This window comes from Nocardiopsis sp. NPDC055824, assembly GCF_053616335.1.
The window spans coordinates 1-18,715 of the sequence record NZ_JBSHDN010000131.1; the positions used below are offsets into that span (position 1 = coordinate 1).

16 protein-coding genes are annotated in these 18,715 nt (G+C 75.1%); 10 read left to right on the plus strand and 6 right to left on the minus strand.

Annotation, left to right across the window (positions count from 1 at the left end; genetic code table 11):
- Positions 1-37: 37 nt before the first annotated feature.
- The gene (locus ACWGL3_RS22395) at positions 38-388 is read right to left on the minus strand and encodes a DUF3817 domain-containing protein (protein ID WP_267949837.1); all 351 of its coding nucleotides are present in this window, start codon (positions 386-388) and stop codon (positions 38-40) included.
- 489 nt (positions 389-877) lie between these two features.
- Between ACWGL3_RS22395 and ACWGL3_RS22400 the strand changes: the two genes are divergently transcribed.
- Entirely contained in the window at positions 878-1,696 is an 819-nt protein-coding gene (locus ACWGL3_RS22400) for a siderophore-interacting protein (RefSeq protein WP_452461744.1), read from the plus strand.
- Positions 1,697-1,728: 32 nt separating this feature from the next.
- Here ACWGL3_RS22400 and ACWGL3_RS22405 read toward each other — a convergent pair whose 3' ends face one another.
- On the minus strand, positions 1,729-2,034 hold the full coding sequence (locus ACWGL3_RS22405; protein WP_267949839.1) for a hypothetical protein: 306 nt from the start codon (positions 2,032-2,034) through the stop codon (positions 1,729-1,731).
- Between the two features lie 375 nt (positions 2,035-2,409).
- On the opposite strand from ACWGL3_RS22405, the gene ACWGL3_RS22410 reads away from it, so the two are divergent.
- The gene (locus ACWGL3_RS22410; RefSeq protein WP_267949840.1) at positions 2,410-2,871 is read left to right on the plus strand and encodes a GNAT family N-acetyltransferase; all 462 of its coding nucleotides are present in this window, start codon (positions 2,410-2,412) and stop codon (positions 2,869-2,871) included.
- 148 nt (positions 2,872-3,019) lie between these two features.
- Positions 3,020-3,862: an aminoglycoside 3'-phosphotransferase gene (locus ACWGL3_RS22415; protein WP_452461745.1), complete on the plus strand. Its 843-nt coding sequence runs from the start codon at positions 3,020-3,022 to the stop codon at positions 3,860-3,862.
- Between the two features lie 100 nt (positions 3,863-3,962).
- Here ACWGL3_RS22415 and ACWGL3_RS22420 read toward each other — a convergent pair whose 3' ends face one another.
- Complete coding sequence (locus ACWGL3_RS22420) at positions 3,963-4,874, minus strand: LysR family transcriptional regulator ArgP (RefSeq protein ID WP_452461746.1); 912 nt, start codon at positions 4,872-4,874, stop codon at positions 3,963-3,965.
- Between the two features lie 72 nt (positions 4,875-4,946).
- Here ACWGL3_RS22420 and ACWGL3_RS22425 point away from each other — a divergent pair, with 72 nt between their 5' ends.
- From ACWGL3_RS22425 to ACWGL3_RS22445, 5 genes are all read left to right on the plus strand, one after another.
- The gene (locus ACWGL3_RS22425) at positions 4,947-5,567 is read left to right on the plus strand and encodes a LysE/ArgO family amino acid transporter (protein WP_452461747.1); all 621 of its coding nucleotides are present in this window, start codon (positions 4,947-4,949) and stop codon (positions 5,565-5,567) included.
- A 233-nt stretch (positions 5,568-5,800) separates the two neighbouring features.
- Positions 5,801-6,979 carry an L-rhamnose isomerase gene (rhaI, locus tag ACWGL3_RS22430; protein WP_267949844.1) on the plus strand — a complete coding sequence of 393 codons (1,179 nt, stop codon included), beginning with the start codon at positions 5,801-5,803 and terminating at the stop codon, positions 6,977-6,979.
- Positions 6,967-9,066 (plus strand): bifunctional aldolase/short-chain dehydrogenase, encoded by a 2,100-nt coding sequence (locus ACWGL3_RS22435; RefSeq protein WP_452461748.1) that lies wholly within the window; start codon positions 6,967-6,969, stop codon positions 9,064-9,066. Before rhaI ends, ACWGL3_RS22435 begins: the two co-directional genes overlap by 13 nt.
- Entirely contained in the window at positions 9,063-10,568 is a 1,506-nt protein-coding gene (locus ACWGL3_RS22440; protein ID WP_452461749.1) for a rhamnulokinase, read from the plus strand. Before ACWGL3_RS22435 ends, ACWGL3_RS22440 begins: the two co-directional genes overlap by 4 nt.
- A gap of 545 nt (positions 10,569-11,113) precedes the next feature.
- Positions 11,114-12,511 carry a condensation domain-containing protein gene (locus tag ACWGL3_RS22445; protein ID WP_452461750.1) on the plus strand — a complete coding sequence of 466 codons (1,398 nt, stop codon included), beginning with the start codon at positions 11,114-11,116 and terminating at the stop codon, positions 12,509-12,511.
- Between the two features lie 149 nt (positions 12,512-12,660).
- On the opposite strand, the gene ACWGL3_RS22450 is transcribed toward ACWGL3_RS22445, so the two are convergent.
- The 3 genes from ACWGL3_RS22450 to ACWGL3_RS22460 form a co-directional block, all read right to left on the minus strand.
- The gene (locus tag ACWGL3_RS22450) at positions 12,661-14,316 is read right to left on the minus strand and encodes a protein kinase domain-containing protein (protein ID WP_452461751.1); all 1,656 of its coding nucleotides are present in this window, start codon (positions 14,314-14,316) and stop codon (positions 12,661-12,663) included.
- A gap of 123 nt (positions 14,317-14,439) precedes the next feature.
- On the minus strand, positions 14,440-15,144 hold the full coding sequence (locus tag ACWGL3_RS22455) for a hypothetical protein (RefSeq protein ID WP_267949849.1): 705 nt from the start codon (positions 15,142-15,144) through the stop codon (positions 14,440-14,442).
- Positions 15,145-15,452: 308 nt separating this feature from the next.
- The gene (locus ACWGL3_RS22460) at positions 15,453-17,120 is read right to left on the minus strand and encodes an MDR family MFS transporter (protein WP_267949850.1); all 1,668 of its coding nucleotides are present in this window, start codon (positions 17,118-17,120) and stop codon (positions 15,453-15,455) included.
- A gap of 219 nt (positions 17,121-17,339) precedes the next feature.
- Here ACWGL3_RS22460 and ACWGL3_RS22465 point away from each other — a divergent pair, with 219 nt between their 5' ends.
- Positions 17,340-17,858, plus strand: coding sequence for a TetR family transcriptional regulator (locus ACWGL3_RS22465; protein WP_267949851.1), 519 nt, complete (start codon positions 17,340-17,342; stop codon positions 17,856-17,858).
- A gap of 122 nt (positions 17,859-17,980) precedes the next feature.
- The coding region (locus ACWGL3_RS22470; RefSeq protein ID WP_452461752.1) for a creatininase family protein at positions 17,981-18,715 on the plus strand (735 nt) is incomplete at its 3' end.

The following is an 18,715-nucleotide window of genomic DNA, read 5'->3' on the forward strand; positions in this document are numbered from 1 at the left end:
CCGTGGTCCCACCGGGCCCCGCGGGGTCGGTGCGGTCTCAGGCGACCGGCTCGGGCGCCCTGTCGCGCTCCTTCGCACCGGCCGTCAGGCGCCCGCTGCGGTGCAGCCACCAGTCGGCGAGGAGGGTGCCCAGGGGAGGAACGGACGCGGCCAGGGCCACCAGCGTCGGCCACACGCCCCAGCGCAGGTGGAGCGCGGCGGCCAGGGCGACGGCCACGTAGACCATGAACGCCCCGCCGTGCAGGGGGCCGAAGATCTGCACGCCCAGTTCGCTGCCGTTCCCGAGGTACTTGAACCCCATGCCGACGAGGAGGCCGGCCCAGGTGAAGGCCTCGAAGACCGCCACCACGCGGAAGACGGTCGCTGTGACGCGGGGACTGATGTTCACGTTGTTCCTCGGACTCGTTCTCGCTGGACACGGCGGATCCCGGCGCTAGGGGCCGGGATGGGTCTCCAGGCTAGGACATGATGTGGAATGTCCGTCTTCGGGTGTCCGCCGGTCGAGCACGGCGGTCCTCCGCCCCCGCGGGGCGTGCGGCCCCGGCCGTGTCCGGGTGTGCGTCCGCGGGGACGGCGGGCGCCGCGCCCCCGCTGCGTTCCGGGGAGGTGACGTCTCCGTGCGGGGCGCCCGTCCCGGAGGTGCTCCGCGCCCTCGGCCGGAGCCCCCGCCGCCGTGCCCGGACCGCCGGAACCCTCCGGGCCGGGCCGCACTCCGCGCGGAGCGGTCGGCCGCACCCCGCGAGCCGCCCCCGGGCGAGGAACAGGGTTTAGGCAAGGCTACCCTCATCGGTGTTCCGAGGTCGGGCGTCCGAGCCGCCCGCGCCCGTTCCCGCCGCAGTCTCCGCCCAGGGCGGAACCACACCACCGAGGAGAAGCAGTGAGCACCCCGACCCACGAGCGCCGCGTCCAGAGGTACCCGCTGAAGCCGCGCGTCCTCGAAGTGGCCGACGTCGAGCGCGTCACCCCGCGCATGATCCGCGTCCACCTCGGCGGGCCCGACCTCGCCGGGATGGAGAGCGCCAACTTCGACGACCACGTCAAGCTGTGGTTCCCCAACGAGGAGGGCGGGCACGTCCTGCCCGTCGTGGAGGACGACCGCTGCCTGAACTTCCGCGCCCCCGGCGTGGTGTTCCGCGACTACACCGTCCGCGCGCTCGACACGGGCGCCCGGTGCCTGACCGTCGACTTCGTCGCCCACGACCACGGCCCGGCGGGACGCTGGGCGCAGGCCGCCCGGCGCGGCGACAAGCTGGGCGTGCTGGGCCCCCGCGGCACCGCCCGGATCAGCGGGGAGTTCGACCACCACGTGCTGCTGGTGGACGAGACGGCGCTGCCGGCCGCCGCCCGCTACGTGGAGGAACTGCCCGCCGACGCCCGCGTGTTCGCGTTCTTCGAGGTGGCGGACGCCGGTGAGGAGCAGGAGATCGAGGCCCCCGCCGGGGCCCGGATCACCTGGCTGCACCGGGGAGGGGCCGAGCCCGGCACCACCGACCTGCTGCTGGAGGCGTTCCGCTCCCTCGAACTGCCCGAGGGGGACGGGTTCGTGTACGCCGCCGGCGAGGCGAACACCCTCAAGCCGATCCGCCGCCTGCTCAAGGAGCGCGGGTTCGTCCGCAACGCGACCTGCGAGGTCGACGGCTACTGGCGCCGGGGCACCTCCAACCTCGACCACCACGCGGAGGACGACGACGAGTAGGGAGCCCGGGGAGGACGGGCGCGGGGCGGGTCTCAGCCGGTCCCGCGCTCCCGCAGCGGGACGAGCATCGCCTCCCGGACCCGCCGCCAGTCCACGCCCCCCAGCCCTGCCACGCCGAGGTCCTCGGCGACCGCCCCGACGCTGTGCAGGTCGTGGTCGTCGACCAGCTCCCGGCCGCCGTCGCCGTCCCTGTGGTCGCGCACCAGGCCGGTCACGTACCGGCGCAGGGCCTCCTCACCGGTGATCGCCGCCGAGCGCGCGGACTCGTGCCAGCGGGCGTCGTGGGGGATCCACGCCGAGATGACCTCGGTGGGACTGGGGCGCTCGTGCATTCTCATGCAGGGGAAGCTAGCAGGGGGGAGACCGGGTCCGCGTACTCCCCGGAGTGCGAAACCGCAGGTCGGGGGCGTTTGGGTCGGGCCGAATCCCGGGGCGCCCCGGCGCGCGCGGGGGCTCGGAGGGACGCGCGCCCTTCGGCGGGGTGTGCCGTACTCGCCCCTCCCGTGCGCGGGGGACGGGGACACGCGGTGGATGTACTCCGCCTTGCCGGCGTCCCTCCCGCGCGGGGGCTCGGGCCTGCCGGGGCCGCCGACGTTCGACCGGCCGTCCGCCCTCCTGCGGGGGCTCGGGCGGGCGGGCCCGCGACACGCCGGGGAGCACCGCCGCGGGGGTGGTGCCGGTGGCCGGAGCGGGCCGGTCGGTACCGTGCCGTCATGCTGATTCGTCGTGCCCTGCCCGGAGACGGCGCGGGGATCGCCCGCCTGATCGTGCGCGCGGCCCCGCATTTCGAGGTGAAGGGGTACCCCGACGGCGAGTGGCCCGAGGGGATGGTGGTCCTGGTCGCCGTCGACGGGGACACCGTGGTCGGCTGGATCGAGGGGATCCTCGACGGGGCCTACACGGGTCCCGGCGCCCCGGTGCCACCGCCCCACGGGTACGTCCTGGCCCTGGTGGTCGACGCGGAGTGGAGGCGCCGGGGGGTCGGCACGGGGCTGCTGGACGCGTTCGTGGCCGTGGCGGGACGGTCGGGCACACGCTGGGTGTTCCTGAAACCCGAGGAGGGCGAGCACGTGGAGGAGCGCGTCGCCTTCTTCGAGCAGGCCGGATTCGCGCCCGTGCCCGACCCCGACGGGACGTGGCCGCCCATGGGCCGGCGGACCCGCGGCGCCGGGTAGCCCGGGCCGGTGGCGGTCCTCGCCCGGGACGCGTGCCCGCTCCCGGCCACCGCCTCGCGCGGGCCGGGGGCGTCGGGAGCCGCCGGGACCGGTGCCCCGCCGCCGGCGCGGTTGGCGCGGGGCCGCCCCGAAATCTACGATCGGGTCCATGACGGACGCGGTGAGGGCCATCGAACGCGCAACGGGCGCCGTCCGGCGGGAGACCGTCGGACTCGGCCTCTCGGGTGCGAGGGTCCTGCGCCTGATCGACGCCCGGGGACGACCGGTCGCGTTCGTCAAGCTGGTCGACGACGAACGGGGCCGCCTCGCCCGCGACCTCGCGGCGGAGACCGCACGCCTGGAGTGGCTGGCCCGGCTGGGAGTGCCGGTCCCCGAGGTCCTGGGCGCCGGCGCCGACGACGGCGGGTCCTGGCTCGCGACGCGGGCGCTTCCCGGCCGTCCGGCCTCCGACCCCTGGCCCGAGGGGGAACGGGACTCCGTCGTGGACCGGATCGCCCGCGCCGCCCGGGAGCTCCACGCGACGGCCGCGGACGACGCCCCCTTCGACCGGTCCCTGTCGTCGGTGCTCCCTGAGGTCCGCGAGCGCGTCGCGTCCGGACTGGTCGACAGGTCGTGGGAGATCGCCGGCAGGGAGGGCCCTCCGGCCGCGGCCGTGCTGCCGGAGCTGGAGAGCGCGGCCGAGGCCCTCGGCGACGGTGGGCCCGCGGTCTCCCACGGCGACTTCTGCCTGCCCAACGTGCTCGTCGCGGGGTCCGGCGGGCCCGGGTTCGTGGACGTCGGCCGAGCGGGCACGGCGGACCCGCACTCCGACGTCGCGGACATGGCGCGGAGCCTGCGCAGCCGCATGAACCCCCAGTTCGGCCCCGCCTCGGCCGAGAGGTTCCTGGACGCGTACGGCCGCGACCGGATCGACCCCGAGCGGCTCCGGCTGCACGACCTCCTGGAGAGCTTCTTCTGGCCCGTGCCCGAGGCGCGCGGTCCCGGAGGCTGAGCCGCGTCCGGCCGGGGCGGCCGCGTCCCTCGACCGGGGGCCGGGGGAGCCCGGACCGCCCCCGGCCGGCCCCTCCGACCCGGGGGCCGGGCGGACCGGGTCAGAAGGGGTGGAGGCGGGCCGCCGCGCCCGCGCGGACGACCTCGGAGACCCGGTCCAGCGCGGGCGACCTCAGGTTCCACCGCTGCCAGTACAGCCGCACGTCCACCGGGTGCCCCGGGGCCAGTTCCACGAGCCGCCCGGCCCCGATCTCCGCGACGCACTGCGGCTCGGGCACCACACCCCACCCGAACCCCAGCAGCACCGTCCGGGCGAAGTCCTCCGACGCCGGGATGTAGTGCCGCGGGCCCGACGGCTCCCGCCCCGTCGTCTCCCGCAGGAACCGGTCCTGGAGGTCGTCCCTGCGGTCGAAGTTGACCACCGGCGCCCGGGGCAGCAGTTCCGGGTCCGCGCGCCCTCCCAGGTGGCGCGCGTCGAACTCCGGGCTGCACACCGCCCGGTAGCGCATCGCGCCGAGTCCCGCCACCGCGCACCCCTGGACCGCCTCCGGGGTCGAGGTGACCGCCGCCATCACCGTCCCCGACCGCAGCAGCGACGTGGTGTGCTCCTCGTCCTCCCGGTGGATCTCGAACACCGTGCCCGGTTCCGGGGGCGCCTCCGCCAGCGCGTCCAGGAACCAGGTGGACAGGCTGTCGGCGTTCACCGCCAGCGGCACCGACACCGGCTCCGCCCCGCCGCCCGGACCGTCCCCGCCGCCCAGGCGCAGCTCGGCGGCGGTGTCCGCGTCCAGGAGCAGGACCTGGCGCGCGTAGCGCAGGACCACGTCCCCGGCGGGGGTGGTCCGCACCGGGTTCGTCCGCTGCACCAGGACCTTCCCCGTGCTCTGCTCCATCGCCCGCACCCGCTGGGACACCGCCGAGGCGGTCACGTGCAGCCGCCGCGCGGCCGCCTCGAAGGTGCCCTCGTCGACCAGGGTCGTGAGGGTGCGCAGGTGGTCGAACTGGAACGGCATCTTAAGCCTCTCTTCATAGTCCTGAGAAACTTTAGCTTTACTGCACGCCCGCCTCGCCCTAGCGTTCTGACGGTGAACGAGACACTCCTCCCCGCCCTGCTCGGATTCGGCACCGGGCTCGCGCTCATCGTGGCCATCGGCGCGCAGAACGCCTACGTCCTGCGCGTCGGCATCGACGGCCGCCCGGGCACGGTCCTCCCCGTGGTGCTGGTCTGCGCCCTGTCCGACGCACTGCTCATCACCGCCGGGGTCCTCGGCGTCGGCGCGGTCCTCGGGGCCGCCCCCGGCCTCGTCACCGCCGTCCGGTTCCTCGGCGCGGGGTTCCTCGTCGTCTACGGGCTGATCGCGGTGCGCCGCGCCCTGCGTCCGGGGGCGCTCGTGGTCGGCGGCGCGGCCGGGGACGGCCGCAGGGCCGCCGTGGCGACGGCGCTGGTGCTCACCTGGCTCAACCCGCACGTGTACCTGGACACGGTCGTCCTCCTCGGCTCGCTCGCCAACCAGCAGGCCGGCGACGCCCGCTGGTGGTGGGCGGCCGGCGCGGTCGCGGGAAGCCTCACGTGGTTCTTCGCCCTGGGGTTCGGCGCACGGCTGCTGCGCCCCCTCTTCGCGCGGCCCGGGGCCTGGCGGGTCCTGGACGCGCTCATCGCCGCCCTCATGCTGACCCTCGGCGTCCGGATGGCCCTCGGCGCCTGAGCCGCCGCCCGCCCGCACCGCCCCTGCGGCCCGGACCACGGGGTCCGGGCCGCAGGCGTCGTCTCGGCACCCCCGTTTATAAAACGTTTCAAGACCGCATGTACGCACGTCATGCCCTCTGCGTTGGAGGGATATTGACACACGGGAAGAGCTGGAGGTAGTTTCGGCGAAACCTGAGTGAAACGATTCAATGACGCCGGTCCGACCGGCAGGTCCCCCGAACGGAGCCCACCGTGGCAGCACCCTCCGACCGCCGCGCCGACGCCCTGGCCGTCCTGCGGCGCCAGCACATCGAACTCCCCTCCTGGGCCTTCGGCAACTCCGGCACCCGGTTCAAGGTGTTCGCGCAGCCGGGGGTCCCGCGCGACCCCTGGGAGAAGATCGCCGACGCCGCCCAGGTGCACCGGCTCACCGGCGCCGCCCCCACGGTCGCCCTCCACATCCCCTGGGACCGGGTCGACGACTACGCCGCGCTCGCCGCCCACGCACGCGACCTGGGCGTGGGCATCGGAACCGTCAACGCCAACGTCTTCCAGGACGACGACTACCGGCTCGGCAGCGTCACCAACCCCGACCCCGCCGTCCGCCGCAAGGCGGTCGACCACCTGCTGGAGTGCGTGGACGTCATGGACGCCACCGGCTCCCGCGACCTCAAGCTGTGGTTCGCCGACGGCACCAACTACCCCGGACAGGACGACCTGCGCGCGCGCCAGGACCGCCTCGCCGAGGCGCTGGCGGAGGTCTACGGCCGGATCGGCGACGACCAGCGCCTCCTCCTGGAGTACAAGCTCTTCGAGCCCGCCTTCTACGCCACCGACGTCCCCGACTGGGGCACCGCCTACGCCCACTGCCTCGAACTCGGCGAGAAGGCCGTGGTCTGCGTCGACACCGGCCACCACGCGGCGCACACCAACATCGAGTTCATCGTGGCGTTCCTGCTCAGGGCCGGCAGGCTCGGCGCCTTCGACTTCAACTCGCGCTTCTACGCCGACGACGACCTCATGGTCGGCGCCGCCGACCCCTTCCAGCTGTTCCGCATCATGTACGAGGTCGTGCGGGGCGGCGGGACGGCCGAGGACACCGGCGTCGCGTTCATGCTCGACCAGTGCCACAACATCGAGCCCAAGATCGCCGGGCAGATCCGCTCGGTGATGAACGTGCAGGAGGCCACCGCCAAGGCCCTGCTCGTGGACGCCGACGCGCTCGCCGCCGCCCAGCGCGAGGGCGACGTCCTCGCCGCCAACGCCGCCCTCATGGACGCCTACAACACCGACGTCCGGCCGATGCTCGCCCAGATGCGCGAGGACCGGGGGCTCGACGCCGACCCCATGGCCGCGCACGCCCGCTCCGGCTACATGGAGCGCGTCACCGACGAGCGCAGGGGCGGGACCCAGGCCGGGTGGGGCGCGTGAGCGAGCCGGACGCACCCACCGACCACAGCACCCCTCAGGGAGACAGCACCGTGCCCGACTCCGTCGTCGACCAGCTCATCGCCCGCAGCAACGCCCTGGGCGCCGACCCGCGCAACACCAACTTCGCCGGGGGCAACACCTCCGCCGCCGGCACCCGGACCGACCCCGTCACCGGACGGCCCGTCGAACTCCTGTGGGTCAAGGGCTCCGGGGGCGACCTCGGCACCCTCACCGAGGACGGCCTCGCCGTCCTGCGCCTGGACCGCCTGCGCTCCCTCGTCGACGTCTACCCGGGCGAGGAGCGCGAGGACGAGATGGTCGCCGCCTTCGACCACTGCCTGTTCGGCAGGGGCGGCGCGGCCCCCTCCATCGACACCGCCATGCACGGCCTCGTCCGCGCCGCCCACGTCGACCACCTGCACCCCGACTCCGGCATCGCCCTGGCCACCGCCGAGGACGGCGATCGGCTCACCCGCGAGTGCTTCGGCGACCGCGTCGTCTGGGTGCCCTGGCGGCGGCCCGGCTTCCAGCTGGGCCTGGACATCGCCCGGATCGCCGAGGAGAACCCCGGAGCCATCGGCGCGGTCCTGGGCGGCCACGGCATCACCTCCTGGGCCGACACCAGCGAGCAGTGCCAGGCCAACTCCCTGGAGATCATCCGCACCGCCGAGGCGTTCCTCGCCGAACGCGGGCGCCCCCGTCCCTTCGGGCCGCCTCTGCCCGGCTACGGCGCGCTGCCCGCCGCCGAGCGCCGCGAGCGGGCCGCCGCCCTGGCCCCCGTCCTGCGCGGCCTGGCCTCCACCGACCACCCCCAGGTCGGGCGCTTCACCGACGCCGACGTGGTCCTGGACTTCCTCGCCGGAGCGGAGCACCCGCGCCTGGCCGCCCTCGGCACCTCCTGCCCCGACCACTTCCTGCGCACCAAGGTCCGCCCGATGGTCCTCGACCTGCCGGCCGACGCCCCCCTCGACGACGCCGTCGCCCGCCTGAAGGAGCTCCACGCGGCCTACCGGGACGAGTACCGCGCCTACTACGAGCGCCACGCGGGCCCCGACAGCCCCGCCATGCGCGGCGCCGACCCCGCGATCGTGCTGGTCCCCGGCGTGGGCATGTTCTCCTTCGGCAAGGACGCCAAGACCGCGCGCGTCGCCGGCGAGTTCTACGTCAACGCCGTCAACGTGATGCGCGGCGCCGAGTCCGTCTCCTCCTACCGCCCCATCGAGGAGTCGGAGAAGTTCCGCATCGAGTACTGGGCCCTGGAGGAGGCCAAGCTCGCCCGGCTGCCCCGGCCCAAGCCCCTGGCCTCCCGCGTCGCCCTCGTCACCGGCGCGGCCGGCGGCATCGGCGGGGCCGTCGCCGCCAGGCTCGCGGCCGAGGGCGCGTGCGTGGTCGTCGCCGACCTCGACGCCGACCGGGCCGCGGAGGCCGCAGCCGAACTCGGCGGGGCCGACGTCGCGGTCGGCGTGGCCTGCGACGTCAGCGACGCCGACGCGGTCGCGCGGGCCTTCGAGGAGGCCGCCCTGGCCTTCGGCGGCGTCGACCTGGTCGTCAACAACGCCGGGCTGTCCGTCTCCAAGCCCCTCCTGGAGACCACCGAACGCGACTGGGACCTCCAGCACGACGTCATGGCCAAGGGCTCGTTCCTGGTCTCCCGCGAGGCCGCCCGGGTGATGACCGCCCAGGGCATGGGTGGCGACATCGTCTACATCGCCTCCAAGAACGCCGTGTTCGCCGGCCCCAACAACGTCGCCTACTCCGCGGCCAAGGCCGACCAGGCCCACCAGGTGCGGCTGCTCGCCGCCGAACTCGGCGGCCGGGGCATCCGTGTCAACGGGGTCAACCCCGACGGTGTCGTGCGCGGCTCCGGGATCTTCGCCGGGGGCTGGGGCGCCCAGCGGGCCAAGGTCTACGGGGTCGAGGAGAAGGACCTGGGGGCGTTCTACGCCCAGCGCACCATCCTGGGCCGCGAGGTGCTGCCCGAGCACGTCGCCAACGCCGTGTTCGCCCTGACCGCCGGGGAGCTCTCGCACACCACCGGCCTGCACATCCCGGTCGACAGCGGCGTGGCCGCCGCGTTCCTGCGATGAGCGCCGCCCGCACCCCCGGGACGGGCCCGGCCGTCCACGCCGCCGTCGACCTCGGCGCCTCCAGCGGCCGGGTCATCACCGGCCGCCTGGAGGGCGGCCGGCTCCACACGGAGGAGGTCGCCCGCTTCCCCAACGGGCCCGTCCCGGTGCCCGCGCGGGGGCGCGACACCCTGTACTGGGACATCCTGTCCCTGTACAGCGGCGTCCTGGAGGGGTTGCGCCGCGCCGCCGAGCCCCACGGCGGCCTGGCCTCGGTGGGCATCGACTCCTGGGCGGTCGACTACGGGCTGCTCGACGGCGACGCCGCGCTCCTCGGCAACCCGGTGCACTACCGCGACGCGCGGACGGCGGGCGCCCCGGAGCGGGTGTTCGAGCACCTGCCCGCCGCCGAGATGTACGCCGTCAACGGCCTCCAGGTCCAGCCGTTCAACACGGTCTTCCAGCTGGCGGCCGCGTCCGAGGGCGGCCGGCTCGCCGCCCTGGACGGCGACCTGCTGCTCATCCCCGACCTCCTGGGGTTCTGGCTGACGGGGGAACGGGTGGCGGAGCTGACCAACGCCTCCACCACGGGCCTGGTCGACGTGGACGCGCGCGCCTGGGCCGACGCGTGCCTGGACGTCCTGGAGGGGCCCTTCGGGGTTCCGGCGCGCCGACTGCTGCCGGGCCTGGTCGAGCCGGGCACCGTCGTCGGCCCCCTGCTCCGGCGGGACGCGGTGGGCGCGGCGGCCGGGGCGCCCCTGGTGGCGGTGGGCTCCCACGACACCGCGTCCGCGGTCGTGGCGGTGCCGGCGGCCACGCCGAACTTCGCCTACGTCTCCTCGGGGACGTGGTCGCTGGTCGGTGTGGAGCTGGACGCGCCCGTCCGCACCGAGGAGAGCCGGGCCGCCAACTTCACCAACGAGCTCGGCGTGGACGGCACCGTCCGCTACCTGCGCAACGTCATGGGCCTGTGGGTGCTCCAGGAGTGCCTGCGCGTGTGGGGCGGGGAGGTCGACCTGGCCGCACTGCTGGAGCGCGCCGCCGCGGTGCCCGCGCTGTCCTGCGTGGTGGACGTGGACGACCCCCGGTTCCTGCCGCCGGGCGACATGCCGGCGCGCATCCGCGAGTTCGCGGCGCAGACCGGGCAGGAGCCCCCCGCGGACGAGGCCGCGACGACGCGGTGCGTCCTCGACTCCCTCGCGCTGGCCTACCGGCGGGCCGTCCGCCAGGCCTCCGAGCTGAGCGGGAGGCGCGTGGACGTGGTGCACGTCGTGGGCGGGGGGGCCAACAACGCCCTGCTGTGCCGGCTCACCGCCGACGCCGTCGGCCTGCCGGTCGTCGCGGGCCCCGCCGAGGGAGCGGCCGTCGGCAACCTGCTCGTGCAGGCCCGGGCGGTCGGGGAGGTCCGCGGCGGCCTGGCGGATCTGCGCCGGATCGTCGCGGACTCCACCGTGACGCACCGCTACGAGCCGAGCGGCCCCGCCGCGCCGTGGCAGGCCGCCGAGCGCCTCCTGCGGGGGTAGGGCGCCGCGCCCGGAACCGTCCGCCGCCCCTCCACCCGGCCGCCCCGGGTCCCGATCCCTCGCGAACGGGGCCCGGGGCGGCCCGCACGCGGGGGCGGCGCGGCCGTTTCCGGGCGCGGAGGCGCGGGGACGGGTCCGGCTCCCGTCCCGGTCCCCGCCGTGGCGCCGCTCCCGCGCGGGCGGGGACGCGGGTGGCACGGCCGGCCCCCTGCGCGGCACCGTGTCCGCCGCTCCCTCGCGGGCGGGGCGCGCGTCCGGCCCCTCCGGTGGAGAGGCCCTGCCGCCGGACGGTGGACACCGGTACGCACGCATCCGTCAAGTACTATGTGTAATAGTGATGTAACTCATGGTTATAATCTTGGGCAAGGATGAGCGGTTCAGCACCGAACCCCGTCCCTGGTGCGAGTGAGCCGCCCTGCCCTCGGCACGACGGATCTCCCTGCCCCGGCGAAACGGCCCGCTCCCAAGGCCCTTCGACTTCCTGTCGGCCCCGGTGGCCCAGCGCGCGCCAGCCACCAGGCAGCCGACCACAGGAAAGGGCCGTTGTGCTCCAGATTCCCATCGACGAGTTGCGGATCGCGCCCGGGTACGCCGTGGAATGGACGATCGCCTTCCCGACGCACGGGGGCGCCCCGGGCCCCGGACGGCCGCGCCGCCGCGCCTCCTACATCCAGGACAAGCACTTCGCCGTCGCCCGGCACATGGAGCAGGAGGGCATCACCTGCCCGTCCTATCTCGGCGGGTCGTTCGAGATCCGGGGCCGGCTCGACCGACCCGCGCTCGAGGCCGCGCTGCTGCACCTCGTACGCCGCCACGAGGTGCTGCGCTGGGTTTTCCAGGGGGCGGCCGAGGGCCTGGACGTCAGCGTCCTGGACCCGGAGGAGGTCAAGCTCGACGCCGTCGACGCGGGTCCCGTGGCCACGTCCGCCCAGGCCCGGGACTACGTGCACCGGTTCCTGCAGGGGACCGACACCCTCCGCGGGCCCTGGTTCGTCATGGGGGCGATGATCGGGGAGGAGGCCACGACCCTGTACTTCGCCTGCGACCACCTGGTGTCGGACGGCGTGTCCACGGCCGTCGTCGTGGACGACGTCGCCACCGCCTACGAGGCGTTCTCGGCGGGCCGCCCGGTCGACCTGCCCGAGACCGGCGGCTACGGCGAATTCGCCGCCCTGGAGCGCCGCCGCGGCCGGGCTCTCGGCCCCGACGACAGCCGGCTGGACCACTGGAAGGGGTTCGTGGAGCGCAACGGCGCCGTGTTCCCGAGGTTCCCGCTCGACCTGGGGGTCGAGCCGGGCGTGCTCCACCCCGTCGTCAACGAGGCGCGCACGCTGCTGGACGGGCGCGGGGCCGACGCGCTGGAGGCCCGCTGCCGGGCCGCGGGCAGCGAGCCCACCGCCGGGATCCTGGCCGCCGTGGCGGTCAGCCAGGCGAAGGAGGGGGGACCGGAGATCTACCGCGGGCTCCTCCCCGTCAGTCGCCGCAACCGTGTCGCCCACGCCCGCAGCATGGGCTGGTACGTCAACACGCTCCCGGTCGAGTTCTCCGTGGCGGGCGGAGGGGACTTCGGGGAGGTCGTCTCCCGGGTGCGGGCGGCCCTCCTGGCGATGCTGAGGAACGTCAACGTCCCCTTCGACCGGGCCGTGGAGGTGATGACGGAGCAGGGGGCCGAACCGAGGAGCTGGCCCTACCCCGTCAACTTCTTCTCCTACCTCGACTTCAGGAGGACCCCGGGAGGGGCGAGCCACGTCGCGCGCAAGGCGTGCGGGCACGTGTGGGGGTCGCACAGCGACGGCATCTTCTTCTGGTTCTACCGCAACCACTCGGGCCTGCACGTCAACACGGCCTTCCCCGACACGCCCCGGGCGCGGACCACCACGGGCGGGTACCTGCGGACCCTGGAGCGGACGCTGGAGACGGCCGTGCGCGACGGCGCCCTCTGACCCGGGGCCCCGCGCGGCCCGTCCGGGCGCGGACGGCCCGGGGCCGGAGGGGCGGTCGGCCGCGGTGCCCCGGGAGGGACGGGCGACCGCCCCTCCCGGAGCACCGGCACGCCGGGAGGGAACGTGCGCGGGCGGGAGGGGCCGGCCCCTCAGAAGCGCCGGTCGGGGGAGCCCGTCACGCTCCGCCACTCACCCAGGAGCGCCCGCGTCCGGTCCGTGTCCTCGTGGTCGGGACCGAGCACACGGGCCTGGTCCGAGAGCAGCGTGAGCAGCTGGCCGACCGCCCCGTGCGGATCCCCGGCCCAACCGCTCCAGTGGGCGACGTAGGCGCGGCACCGCAGGGTCTCGGCGTGCTCGGGCCCCAGCACGCGCAGCATGTCGTCCAGGAGCGAGCGCAACGCCGCGAGGGCGCCCGCGCGGTCCCCGCCGGAGGCCTCCCACTGGACGACCCTGAACCGCAGGGCCAGCGTCTCGGGGTGGTCCCCGCCCAGCACGCGGGCATGGTCGCGCAGCAGGGGGACGGCCACCCGCAGGGCGCGGTCGTGCCCGTGCACCCGGTCGACCAGGAGGGCGGCGTGCCGCCGGGTCCGCAGCGTCTCGAGGTGGTCGGGCCCCAGCACGCGCTCCGTCTCCACCAGCAGCGCCTCGTACGCGTGCTGCGCGTCCTCCACGTCGCCCCGCGCCCCCGTCCAGTGCGCGATCTCCCGCCGGGTGGACAGCGTGCCGTGGTGGTGCGGCCCCAGGACGCGCAGCTGTTCCAGCAGCAGGGAGCGGTAGGCGCTCAGGGCGGAGGCGGGACCCCCCGCCTGGGCCGAGGCCCGGGCCCTGTCCTCCAGCACGGTGAGCGCGTCCGACCGGGTGCCGGGGGCGGCGGTGTCGGGGGGCGGCAGCGGTGCGGGGGAGCCGGTGGGAGGCGCGGTCCCCGGCGTCGGGACCCCGGCCTCCGGGGAAGACCCCTCCGGCCCGGGGCCGGCCAGGTGCGGCGGAGGCCACGCCCCGCTGAGGTCGTCGTCCCCGAACAGCGAGAGGATCTCGACCGGCGCAGGCCGGGCCGCGGGGTCGTGCCGCCAGCAGGCGGCGACCAGGTCCCGCAGCGGGCCGGGCACCCCCTCGGGCTCGGGGGCCGGGCCGATGAGCCGCCGGATGACGGCGGGCACCGACGGCGCGGCGAACGGGTTCGTGCCGGTGGCGGCGTAGGCGAGCACCGTCCCCATGGAGAACACGTCCGAGGAGGGGCCCACCACCGCGCCCTCGGTCTGCTCGGGGGACATGTAGGAGGGGGTGCCCACCGGCATGCCGGTCATGGTCACCCGCGCGGCGTCGGGGGCCCGGGCGATACCGAAGTCGATGATCCGCGGGCCGTCGGAGGCGAGGATGATGTTGTCGGGCTTGAGGTCGCGGTGGATGAGCCCGCAGGCGTGGATGGCCTCCAGACCCTCGGTGAGACCCGCGGCCAGGGCGCGCAGGGCCTGCTCGGGCAGAGGGCCGTGCTCGCGCACCGCCCGGCCCAGGGAGGGGCCGGGGATGAACGCGCTCGCGATCCAGGGCGACTCCGCCTCGGGGTCGGCGTCCACCACCGGAGCGGTGTGGAACCCGCCCACGCGGCGGGCGGCCTCGACCTCGCGGGCGAACCGGGCCCGGAAGTCCGGTTCGTCGGCGTACTCGGTGAGGACGACCTTGACGACGATCCGCCTGCTGGCGGGGGTGAGGGCGAGGTACACGCGGCCCATACCGCCCGCGCCCAGGCGGTGCGTGAGCCGGTAGCGGCCGACGCGCCGGGGATCGGTCGGGTGGAGTGGTTGCACTTTCCGTCGGCTTTCCGGACGTGGGGACAGGAAGGGGGCGCGAAGGATTATCCCAGTCCGCGCGGGCGGCCGCTCCCCTCCTCCCTCCCGGGGCGCGCGCGGACCCGTCGCGGCCCCGGCGGATCAGCCCCGCAGGCCGTCGGGCAGCGAGCCCAGCCCCGAGGCGAACTCCCAGCGCTCGGCCTCGGAGAGGACGGCGTAGACGGGCTCGTCCCGCCGGTTCGTGTCCGCCTCGATCCGCTCCCACAGGGGTCCGCCGGTCAACTCCCGGACCTCCTCGACGGACAGGCCCTCCGCCGCCCACGCGGCACGGTGCGCGTCCCCCCGGTGGTGGCGCAGCGCGCTGAGGCGTGAGGTCAGGACGAGTGCGGCGCCCGCCCCCTCGGGCTCGTACGGCGGGGACATCGCGCCGAACGCCGGACCCCCGGTGGCCGCCCCGGCCTCCAGCAGGCGCCCGGTCAGCTCGCACAGCCGCTCCACGGACACGCGGTTCGGGGGGACGCCGACCGACCACAGCTCCTCGGCCGCTGCGCCGACGACCTCCTGCACGGCCAGCGCGACCTCCCGGCCCAGCGGGGTGAGCGCGCGGGTCCCGTCGGCGTCCGTGTCCGCGATCTCCGGAGCGATGGGCTTGCGGGCGTACACGGACGCGGCCGCGAACGCCGCGGCGCCCATCGGACGGGCCAGCAGCCCGGCGTACAGGCTCGTCTCGAAACCCGGGTCCCGCCCCCACCGGTCGTAGAGGGGGAGCAGCCGGGGGAGTGCGAGGGCGCGCACGCCCATGTGGACCCGGTCGATGACCGGTCGGACCAGACCCGCGTAGCTCATCGGTGCCCTTCGACGCTGGTGCGGACGTGACGCGCGCCATGCTGCCACACGGGCGGACGGGCCCGCAGGGGAACGGCCGTTCGGCGGGCTGCCCGCGGATTCCCGTCCGACGGCCGACCGGCCCTCCCGCCCGGGGGCTCACACGCGGACGGCGTCCAGCCCGCCGGTGCGCGGGAGGTCCGGAGCCCGCCCAGCCCCGGGCGGTGCGGTGTTCGGGCCCGGCACGACGAAGGGGCGCCCCCGCCGGGAGGTGTTCCCGGTGGAGGCGCCCCCGCGGCGCGCGGACGCGCCGGACGCCAGGGGCGGGCTCAGCCCGTGCCGTCCTCCTTCTTCGCGGCTCGGACGACCCGGGCGGCCTGTCCCCGCGCCACCACACGCGTCCCCGGGGCGTTCCCGGCGGCCGGGATCCGTCCGTTCGCCGCGGCCGGTCCGGCCTCGGCCTCCCCGTCACCGGTCGTGTCCTCGGCCGCGCCGTCCGACGGGGCCTCCTCGGCGCCGGGCAGGTCGAGGGTGTCGCGGAGGCGCACCTTGGGCAGGAAGAGGCCCACCACGAGGCCCACCGCGGCGATGCCCGTGGCGACGAGGAAGATGTCGCCGGTCGAGGAACCGTACGCCGACTCCACGATCTCCCGGACGAACGGCGGCATGGCGGCCAGGTTCAGCGTCCCGCTGCCCGCCGCCGCGGAGGCGTCGACACCGGCCCCCGCCAGCCCCTCGGAGATGTTCGTGCCGACCCGGTTGGCCAGGATCGCGCCCAGCACCGAGACGCCCATGGTGCCGCCCAGGGAGCGGAAGAAGGTGATGGCCCCGCTGGCCGCGCCGAGCTCGCTCAGCGGGACGGAGTTCTGCACCACGAGGACCAGGTTCTGCATGGACATGCCCACGCCGGTCCCCACGAGGAGCATCCCGGCGGAGACGATGAGCAGCGAGGTGGTCTCGTCGATGGTGGACAGCAGGAGGAAGCCCAGGGTCAGGGAGACCAGGCCGGTGACCACGTACGGCTTCACCCGGCCGGAGTTGGACACCATGCGGCCGGAGACGGTCGAGGAGACCAGGACCCCCAGCATGAGCGGGGTGGTCAGCAGGCCCGCCTCGGTGGGCGAGTAGCCGCGTGCGAGCTGGAAGTACTGACCCAGGAAGACGGCGCCGCCGAACATGGCCATGCCGACCGCGATGCTGGCCAGGATGGCGATGGCGGTCTCCCGGCGCACCACCAGGTGCAGCGGGATCACGGGCTGCGAGACCCGCGACTCCACCCACACGGCCAGGCCGAGCAGGACGGCGCTGCCGGCGACCATGGCGCCGGACTGCCAGGAGATCCAGGCGAAGTCGTTGCCGACGAAGGTGACCCACAGCAGCAGCGTGCTGACGCCCGAGGCGATCAGCAGGGCTCCGGCGTAGTCGACCTTGGCGTCGGCGCGGCGGACGTCGGCCAGCTTCAGGGTGCGGCCCAGCACGAGGGAGGCGATGACCATGAACGGCACGCCGATGAAGAAGCACCAGCGCCATCCGAGCCAGGAGATGTCGGTGATGGCCCCGCCGATCAGCGGTCCGCCGACGGTGGCCACGGCCATGATGCCGCCGATGTAGCCGTTGAGGCGACCGCGCTCCTTCGGGCTGACCAGCGAGGCGATGATCACCTGCACCAGCACCTGGGAGGCGCCCATGCCGAGGCCCTGCACGGCGCGGAACGCGATCAGCTGGCCGGTGGTCTGCGCGAACCCGGCCAGCAGCGACGACACGACGAACAGGACGATCGACAGCTGGAGCAGCTTCTTCTTGTCGAACAGGTCGGCGAGCTTGCCCCAGACGGGCGTGGAGGCCGTCGACGCCAGCAGGGTGGCGGTCACCACCCAGGTGTACTGCGCCTGGGTCCCGTTGAGGGAGCCGACGATCTGCGGGAGGGCCACGGACACGATGGTGCCGCTGAGCATCGTCACGCCGAGCACTATGAGCAGGCCGCTCAGGGAGCGCATGATCGGTGGTTGCCCGGTGTCGGTAAGGGAACGCGTAGTGCTCAAAGAACGACCTCTGCGAGAACGGAGGCGGCCTCGACGGGCCGCGAAGACTGCTCAGGGGGCAAAACTGCATGATGGGCATTTTTGCACTCCATGTAGAATAACACCGTGGACAGGACACCGGGGCTGCGGGAACGTAAAAAGGCCGAGACGAGACGAGCGGTACACACCGCTGCAGTGCGCCTCACAGTCGAGCGCGGGTTCGACCAGGTCACCGTCGAGGCCATCGCCGAGGCCGCCAACATCTCCCGCCGCACGTTCTCCAACTACTTCGCGTGCAAGGAGGAGGCGCTGCTGCACGGGGAGCGGCTCTACATCGACGCCTTCGTGCGCCACCTGCGCGAACGGCCGCGGGAGGAGGCGGCCTGGCCCGCGCTGCGCGCCGCCGTGCGCGCCCTCTACCTGTCCTGGGGCAAGCCGATGGACCGCGAGTGGGCCGCGCGCACCCGCCTGGCCCGCGACCACCCCTCGCTCCTGGCCCGGCAGCTCGCCAACCAGGCGCAGCTCGCCCAGGACCTGGAGGCCGCCCTCGACGGGAGGGCGGGGCCCCCGGGTGTGCGCCACGGAGTGCTCGTCGCGGTGTTCCTCGCCGGGCTGCGCACGGCGGTCGTCACGTGGAGCGAAGAGGGGGAGCGCGCCCTGCTGGCGGTCGTCGACGAGGTCCTGGACGAGGTCGAGGCCCCGTTCGGCGGCTGAGGGCGGGCCGGTCCCCCGGTCGGGCCCGGCCGGTTCGGCAGCCGCGCGCGGGGCGGCCGCGAACCCGCCCGAGGGCCGCGCCGAGCTCCGGCGGTCCCGCGCACGGCCGGGATACTGGGCCCATGGACGACCTCGTACGCTCCCTGCTGCCCCTGACCACCAGCGCGGAGGAGGGGGAGCGGGCCGCGCGGGTGGCGCTGCTGCCCGTGGGCAGCCTCGAACAGCACGGCCCCCATCTCCCGCTGGTCACCGACACGGTCGTCGCCTGCGTCCTGGCCCGCGTCCTCGCCGGCGCCCGCCGCCTGCGCGTCCTGCCCCCCGTCACCGTCGGCTGCTCCCACGAGCACGCGGCCTGGCCCGGCACCGTCAGCATCTCGGCCCCCACCCTGCACGCCGTCGTCACCGACATCGCCGCCTCCCTCGGGGGCACCCGGCTCGTCCTGGTCAACGGCCACGGGGGGAACCACGTGCTCGCCAACACCGTCCAGGAGTCCGGCGGCCGGATGGCGCTCTTCCCCTGTCCCGGCGACTGGGAGGCCGCCCGCGCGGCCGCGGGGATGGCCACCGGCAACGACGGCGACATGCACGCCGGCGAACTGGAGACCTCCGTGCTCCTGCACGCGGCCCCGGAGCTGGTCCGCGAGGGCTACGAGCACGCCGACCACGTCACCCCTCCGCGCGACCACCTGCTCACCGTGGGGCTGGCGCCCTACACCGCCTCGGGCGTGGCCGGCAGGCCCTCGCTGGCCACGGCGGCCAAGGGGCACGCCCTCCTGGCCGCGCTCGACCGGGCCTTCGAGGGGTGCCTGGCCGCCCTGGACGGCGCGCCCCGCCCCGCGCCCGGGGCGGCCCCCGGC

Excerpts from the sequence above, each read along its gene's own strand:
- ACWGL3_RS22455 (WP_267949849.1), bottom strand. The coding sequence starts at position 15,144 with ATGAGCTACGCGGGTCTGGTCCGACCGGTCATCGACCGGGTCCACATG.
- ACWGL3_RS22420 (WP_452461746.1), bottom strand. The coding sequence starts at position 4,874 with ATGCCGTTCCAGTTCGACCACCTGCGCACCCTCACGACCCTGGTCGAC.
- ACWGL3_RS22405 (WP_267949839.1), bottom strand. The coding sequence starts at position 2,034 with ATGAGAATGCACGAGCGCCCCAGTCCCACCGAGGTCATCTCGGCGTGG.
- ACWGL3_RS22415 (WP_452461745.1), top strand. The coding sequence starts at position 3,020 with ATGACGGACGCGGTGAGGGCCATCGAACGCGCAACGGGCGCCGTCCGG.
- ACWGL3_RS22410 (WP_267949840.1), top strand. The coding sequence starts at position 2,410 with ATGCTGATTCGTCGTGCCCTGCCCGGAGACGGCGCGGGGATCGCCCGC.
- ACWGL3_RS22460 (WP_267949850.1), bottom strand. The coding sequence starts at position 17,120 with ATGCGCTCCCTGAGCGGCCTGCTCATAGTGCTCGGCGTGACGATGCTC.
- ACWGL3_RS22440 (WP_452461749.1), top strand. The coding sequence starts at position 9,063 with ATGAGCGCCGCCCGCACCCCCGGGACGGGCCCGGCCGTCCACGCCGCC.